This is a genomic window from Xanthomonas sp. DAR33341, assembly GCF_003992815.1.
In the GTDB taxonomy this organism is placed as follows: Bacteria; Pseudomonadota; Gammaproteobacteria; order Xanthomonadales; family Xanthomonadaceae; genus Xanthomonas; species Xanthomonas cissicola.
On record NZ_QEYV01000034.1, the window covers coordinates 343494 to 349882 of the forward strand.

The 6389-nt window shown below is 65.4% G+C and carries 7 protein-coding genes; 6 read left to right on the top strand and 1 reads right to left on the bottom strand.

The window, feature by feature from the left end; all coding sequences use genetic code 11:
- The first annotated feature begins 1 nt into the window (after position 1).
- The 3 genes from EO156_RS17735 (at position 2) to EO156_RS17745 (ending at position 2891) form a co-directional block, all read left to right on the top strand.
- Positions 2 to 670: an arylesterase gene (locus EO156_RS17735; RefSeq protein WP_005921070.1), complete on the top strand. Its 669-nt coding sequence runs from the start codon at positions 2 to 4 to the stop codon at positions 668 to 670.
- 91 nt (positions 671 to 761) lie between these two features.
- The gene (locus tag EO156_RS17740) at positions 762 to 1475 is read left to right on the top strand and encodes a response regulator transcription factor (protein ID WP_002811889.1); all 714 of its coding nucleotides are present in this window, start codon (positions 762 to 764) and stop codon (positions 1473 to 1475) included.
- Positions 1476 to 1619: 144 nt separating this feature from the next.
- Positions 1620 to 2891, top strand: coding sequence for a HAMP domain-containing sensor histidine kinase (locus EO156_RS17745; protein ID WP_011050566.1), 1272 nt, complete (start codon positions 1620 to 1622; stop codon positions 2889 to 2891).
- A 424-nt stretch (positions 2892 to 3315) separates the two neighbouring features.
- Here EO156_RS17745 and EO156_RS17750 read toward each other — a convergent pair whose 3' ends face one another.
- Positions 3316 to 4017, bottom strand: coding sequence for an SGNH/GDSL hydrolase family protein (locus tag EO156_RS17750; protein ID WP_016850115.1), 702 nt, complete (start codon positions 4015 to 4017; stop codon positions 3316 to 3318).
- Between the two features lie 181 nt (positions 4018 to 4198).
- On the opposite strand from EO156_RS17750, the gene EO156_RS17755 reads away from it, so the two are divergent.
- The 3 genes from EO156_RS17755 to EO156_RS17765 all read left to right on the top strand — a co-directional run.
- A complete protein-coding gene (locus tag EO156_RS17755) occupies positions 4199 to 4579 on the top strand; it encodes a diacylglycerol kinase (protein WP_005910722.1) in 381 nt (126 codons plus the stop codon).
- Between the two features lie 96 nt (positions 4580 to 4675).
- Complete coding sequence (locus EO156_RS17760) at positions 4676 to 5287, top strand: LemA family protein (protein ID WP_016850114.1); 612 nt, start codon at positions 4676 to 4678, stop codon at positions 5285 to 5287.
- A 336-nt stretch (positions 5288 to 5623) separates the two neighbouring features.
- Positions 5624 to 6389 (top strand): TPM domain-containing protein (locus tag EO156_RS17765; RefSeq protein WP_126936764.1); only part of this gene is annotated, 766 nt, incomplete at its 3' end.

The following is a 6389-nucleotide window of genomic DNA, read 5'->3' on the forward strand; positions in this document are numbered from 1 at the left end:
GATGAGGAATCTCCGAATGCGTGAAAGAACACTGCGATATGGCGTGCTGGTCCTGTGGCTGCTGACACTCTCCCTGCTTGCGCCGGGGATCGCCTCTGCCAAAAGTCCGGTCGCCACCGCGCCGATCCTGGTCGTCGGCGACAGCCTGAGCGCTGCGCACAACATCCCGGTGCAGTCCGGTTGGGTGACTTTATTGGACCAACGCCTGAAGCGTGACATGGCGACGCCACCGGCAGTCGTCAATGCCAGCATCAGCGGCGAAACCACATCCGGCGCGCTGACCCGGCTGCCGGGCCTGCTGGAAAAGCACCGCCCCGGCGTGGTGGTCATCGAACTCGGCGGCAACGACGCGCTGCGAGGGCTGACTCCGGCCCAGCTCAAGGGCAATCTGGAAAAGATGATTCAGCTCAGCCAGCAAGCCGGCGCGAAGGTACTGCTGCTCGGGATCGACGTGCCGCCCAATTACGGCCCAGCCTACCGCGAGCGGCTCAAGGCGACCTATGCGGACCTTTCCAAACAGTACAAGACCGCGCTGGTGCCGTTCTTTCTGGAAAAGGTCGCGCTGCAGCCCGGCCTGATGCAGGCGGACGGTCTGCACCCCACCGCCGCTGCGCAACCGAAGGTGCTGGAGACGGTGTGGCCGGCGTTGCGCCCGCTGCTCGGCCGCTAAATGCCGGACAACGCAACACGGTATCCAGTCTTCACGCCCTTTCCACCGTCGATCCGGCATGTTTCACAAAGCTGAAGACCGAGGAAAGTCCATGCGTCAGACCAAGGAAACGTCCGGCCTCGTGCTGGTCGTCGAAGACAACCGCAATATCTCCGAAATGATCGGCGAGTACCTGGAAGGCCGTGGCTTCGAGGTCGACTACGCGCAGGACGGCCTGGACGGCTATCGTCTTGCCGCGGAGAACAGCTACGACGTGGTCGTGCTGGATCTCATGCTGCCACGCCTGGACGGCATCGAAGTGTGTCGCCGCCTGCGCAACGACGCACGCAAGTCCACCCCGGTGTTGATGCTGACGGCCCGCGACACGCTGGACGACAAGCTCACCGGCCTGGGCTTTGGCGCCGACGATTACCTGACCAAGCCGTTCGCGATCCAGGAACTGGAAGCGCGCCTGCGTGCCCTGATCCGTCGCGAGCGTCGCCAGGTGGGCTCGGAAGTGCTCAAGGTCGCCGACCTGGTGCTTGACCCGGTGAGCATGCGCGCCACCCGTGCCGGCACCGAGCTGCAGCTTTCGCCGATCGGCCTGCGCCTTTTGACCATCCTGATGCGCGAATCGCCGCGTGTGGTCACCCGCCAGGAAATCGAGCGCGAAATCTGGGGCAACGGCTTGCCCGATTCGGACACCCTGCGCAGCCATCTGTACAACCTGCGCAAGATCATCGACAAGCCGTTCGACCGTCCGCTGCTGCACACCGTGCAGAGCGCCGGCTATCGCATCGCCGACATCGCCCAACCGATGGCGTGATGTCCTGCGCGCCGGCCGCCGTTCTGGCGGCCGGCCGCTGTGCAGGCGCTCACGCGCCGATCGATCTCCTGTGCTGCCGGCTGGTTGCACGAAGGACTCACGGAAGTGCTGCCTATACTCGGGCGCTCTTTCCTGGATGCAGCAATGCCACACGGGCTCCCGAGAAAAATACGTCTGGCCTTCCTGCTGCAGGTCGCGCTGGCGAGCTTGGCGCTTGTGCTGGCCGGGTATCTGGTGTCGTTCGTCATCAAATACAGCCTGGTGCGCACCGTGCTCGCCGACGAGGCCGTGCATTTCTGGCAGATGCAAAAGAGCGTGCCGGACAACCGGCCGCCGAATACGCGCAACATCCAGGGCTATTTTTCGCCCGCCGGTACCGCCGCCGAGGCGGCTCCGGCCGCGCTGCGCCACCTGTCTCCGGGTTTCAGCGAAGTGGCTGCCGCCGATGCGCTGGTGTATGTCGATCAACGTCCGGAGGGGCGGCTGTATCTGGTGTTTCCGCGCTCGCGCGCGGCGCATCTGACCTGGTGGTTCGGTGTGGTGCCGGCGATTGTGGTGTTGGTGGCAATCTACGGCGTGTCGTGGTTCACCTACCGGGTTTCCAAGCGGCTGGTCTCGCCGATCAGCTGGCTGGCCCGGCGCGTGTCGCATTGGGACCCGCGCAACCCGGATGTGGACGAACTGGCTCCGGAGCGGCTGCCTGCCGAACTGCAGGGCGAAACGCGCCAGCTGGCCGCCGCGCTGCATGCGCTGGGGTTGCGCGTCAGCGAGCATGTCGCGCGCGAACGCAACTTCACCCGCGATGCCAGCCATGAATTGCGCACTCCGCTCACGGTGATCCGCGTGGCCAGCGACATGGCCTTGGCCGACGACGAATTGTCCGCGCGCACGCAGCGCAGCCTGCGCCGTATCCAGCGCGCCGGCCACGATATGGAGGCGGTGATCGATGCGTTCCTGATCCTGGCACGCGAAGCCGAGATCGACCCGCAGAGCGAAAACTTCGATGTGGCCGAGCTTGCCAGCGAAGAACTGCAAAGCGCGCGTGAGCTGCTTGGCGACAAACCGGTGTCGTTGCGCATGGTCGGCGACCGCAGCCTGCAGATGTTCGCCCCGCCCAGGGTGATGCGGGTGGTGCTCAGCAATCTGTTGCGTAACGCCTGCGCTTACACCGATACCGGCAGCATCGAGGTCGAGGTGACCCACGACCGTATCGTGGTCCGCGATACCGGCATTGGCATGAGCGAAGAAGCGCGGGCACGCGCGTTCGAACCGTTCTTCCGCGCCGACCCCACCCGCCCGCAAGGCACTGGGCTTGGCCTGTCGATCGTCCGTCGACTGTGCGATCGCTTCGGCTGGCGTATCGAACTGCAGAGCGAAGCCGGCGTCGGTACGTCCGTGGCGGTGGTCGTCGCCTGAGGCGGCATTCGGTGGTCCTGGCGCGTGCTGATGATGCCTTGCTGCCGGCCAAGTCGTCAGGCAGCGATGGCAGATAACGACGAAGGCCTGCCGCACGCGGTATTGGATCACCGCTTGGACCACTATGTTGCTTGCTCGGCAGCCGGAACGCGCAACGTGGTGTCGACAGTGCAGCGCGCGACGCGTACGCGCTTGCGGCGTGTTTAGCGACGTTGCAGAGGCCTGGCATGGCTGGCATCGTTCGCGCACACCGCCAACGCGTTCGCCGCGGGCCGACATCGCAGACGCCTACGTCAGTTGTGTGTGAGAACAGGACCGGCAGTTTGCCGCCACGATGCAGCGTGCCGCCCTGGAGCGGCAGCCAACGTCTCGCCTGCAGACCGGCGATCCGGCGACAGGCGCGCCGGATTGGCTCGGTTGCGTTCTAGCGTTGTTCCAATACCGGTGCCACGACCTTGCGCCAGATCGCGTACCCATCGGCCGTCATATGCAGCCTGTCGGCGCGGAACAGTTCCGCGCGCGGCTTGCCGCTGGCATCGAGCATCGGGGTGTAGATGTCCACGAAGTCCACGCGCGGCAGCGGGGCTAGCGCGTCCTTGATCAGGCGGTTGGCCTTGATCACGGCCGGCAGCAGTTGCGCGCGCGACGGGCTGGGCTTGATCGACAGATAGCTGATGCGTGCCTCGGGCAGGTCGCGGCGTACACGCGCTACGAATGCCAGCACGTCATCGCGCACCTGTTCGGGCGTGCGGCCGCTGTTGAGGTCGTTGTCGCCGGCGTACAGCACCACCTGGCGTGGCGCGTATGGAATCACGATGCGGTCCGCGTACCAGGTGCTGTCGCGCACTTCCGAGCCGCCGAAACCGCGATTGATCACCGGCTTGCCCGGGAAATCCTGTGCCAATGTCTCCCAGAACCGGATCGATGAGCTGCCGACGAACACGATGCCGTGCTTGGGCGGCGGCTGACGCGCGTCGCTTTCGGCGAAGCGTTGCATGTCTTCTTCCCAAGCGGCATTGGAGACCTGCGCCGGCACCGCCGGAGCGGTGTGCAGGGCGTCGGCGTACACATGGCCGGACAGGAGGGCGAGGGCGCACAGCACGCTGCGCAGGCGATGGATGGTCATGCAGGAACCTTCAAAGTGAAGCGGGCTGCCATGGTGCGCCAGGCTGGAAGCTGAGGGCAAACCTGGCAGCGGCTGGCGGGGCGGGCCGCCACGGTGCAAGATTCGCACTTTCCCAAGCAGCGACCATGCCATGCGTTCGACTTGTTCCCTTCTTCGCCCATGCGGCAGGACGCGCTGACGCATGGCCGATCAATTGGGGCACGTCCCGCGCGGCCCGCGTCGCATGCTCAAGGCGGCGATCTGGTCATGGCAGGGATTGCGCGCGGCGTGGCTGCACGAATCTTCGTTCCGCCTGGAGGTCTGTCTGGCGGCGGTGCTGGTACCGCTCGGTCTGTGGCTCGGGCAGTCGGGACTCGAGCGCATCGCGCTGATTGCACCGCTGTTGATCGTGCTGGCTGCCGAGCTGCTGAACTCGGCCATTGAGGCCGTGATCGAACGCTACGGCCCGGAACACCACGTATTGGCCGGGCGTGCCAAGGACATGGGCTCGGCCGCGGTATTCGTGCTGCTGATCAATGTGCTGCTCTGCTGGGGATTGATCCTGCTGCCGCGGCTGTGGTGACGCACGGTGGGCAGGGCGAACCGGTCAGTGGCGTGTGCATGCGGGCTTGACTTGGCACGTGGCATGCTCGGGCTCTCTTCCAACGGAATCGCCTGCATGCCTGTCCTGATTCGCGCCCTGGTGTTGCTGATCCTGACCGCGTCGCTGTCCGGTTGCGGCTATAACGCGATCCAGCAGAAGGAAGAGGGCGTCAAGGCCGGTTGGTCGGAGGTGCTCAATCAGTATCAGCGTCGCGCCGATCTGATTCCCAACCTGGTACGCACCGTGCAGGGCTATGCCCAGCAGGAACGTCAGGTTCTGACCGAAGTAACCAATGCGCGCGCGCGCGTCGGCCAGATCCAGGTCAACGCCGATGACGAAGCATCGTTGAAGCAGTTCCAGCAGGCGCAAGGCGAGCTGGGTAGCGCGCTGTCGCGGTTGTTGGTGGTCAGCGAAAACTATCCGCAGCTCAAGTCGGACCAGTCGTTCCGCGATCTGCAGGTGCAGCTGGAAGGCACCGAAAACCGTATCACCGTGGCGCGTGGCCGCTATATCCAGACCGTGCAGGACTACAACACCTACATCCGCTCGTTTCCGCAGGTGATCACGGCCAAGATCTTCGGATACCAGCCCAAGCCCAATTTCAGCGTGGAAAACGAAGCGCAGATCTCGCGCGCTCCGCAGGTGGATTTCGGCACGCAGCAGGCGCCACAGCAGCCTGCGCAGTAATCAGCGGCTGTGCGTGCCTGTGCAGTCGCCGCTAGCAAGCGCAGCACGCGCTGTCGAAGTACGCACAGGCACGCATCAAGGCAACGCATGCCAAGCGGCACATCAGCACGAATCTGCGGACCAAACCACAGAACGTTTGAGGCGAGAGCTAGCCGCTCTGCCGTCGGGGGGAGAGGTTGGGTGAGGGGACGGTGCCAGTCCTCGCAATCGTCCCGACTACCCGTGGCTTCGCTTCGGACGGACCCCCTCTCTGTAAGAGGCACTGTCACGCAGGGAGAGGGCTTGGCAAAACCCAGCGTTGATCGACGAGCGGCGCGCATCACATAGGAGTTGGCAATGCGGCGAATGGTTTTGCGAGTGGTGTGGATGATGGCGTTGTTGCTGCTGCCGGCGTCGTTGCTGGCGCAGGAGTTGGCTGCCATCCCGTCGCTGCGCTCGCCGGTGGTCGACGTCACCGGCACCCTGGATGCGGGGCAGCTCCAGCAACTCGAGCAACAGGCGCTGGCCTTGCAGCAGCGCAAGGGCGCGCAGCTGCAGATCTTGATCGTGCCGACCACGCAGCCGGAAGCGATCGAGCAATACACCCAGCGCGTGTTCGACCAATGGAAGATCGGCCGCAAGGGTGTGGACGACGGCGTGCTGCTGCTGGTGGCCAAGGACGACCGTCGCGTCCGCATCCAGCCGGGTTACGGCCTGGAAGGCGCCATTCCGGACATCACCGCCAACCGCATCATCCAGGAGTATCTGGCGCCGCGCTTCCGTGAGGGCGATTACGCTGGCGGCATCGCGGCGGCGACCGCAACCCTGGCCGGCCTGATCGAAGGCGAGGCCCTGCCGGCGCCGGTCAGCGGGCATGCCGAGGGCGGCAACGGCGCGGGCGGCGGTGGCTGGATCATGGCGCTGTTCATCGGCTTGGTGGTGGCCATGGTGGCGCGCGGCATCCTGGGCGCGCTACCGCGCCCGCTGCGCGCCGTGCTGACCGGCGTTGCCGCCGGCGGTGCCGCATTGCTATTGACGTCGTTGCTGTTCGCCAGCGCGGGTGCGGCGGTGATCGGCTTGCTGGCGGGCCTATCCTCCGGCTCACCGGGCCGCGTTGTCGGCG

Coding starts and splice junctions, on each gene's coding strand:
- EO156_RS17755 (WP_005910722.1), top strand. CDS start 4,199: ATGGCCGATCAATTGGGGCACGTCCCGCGCGGCCCGCGTCGCATGCTC.
- EO156_RS17735 (WP_005921070.1), top strand. CDS start 2: ATGAGGAATCTCCGAATGCGTGAAAGAACACTGCGATATGGCGTGCTG.
- EO156_RS17740 (WP_002811889.1), top strand. CDS start 762: ATGCGTCAGACCAAGGAAACGTCCGGCCTCGTGCTGGTCGTCGAAGAC.
- EO156_RS17760 (WP_016850114.1), top strand. CDS start 4,676: ATGCCTGTCCTGATTCGCGCCCTGGTGTTGCTGATCCTGACCGCGTCG.
- EO156_RS17745 (WP_011050566.1), top strand. CDS start 1,620: ATGCCACACGGGCTCCCGAGAAAAATACGTCTGGCCTTCCTGCTGCAG.
- EO156_RS17750 (WP_016850115.1), bottom strand. CDS start 4,017: ATGACCATCCATCGCCTGCGCAGCGTGCTGTGCGCCCTCGCCCTCCTG.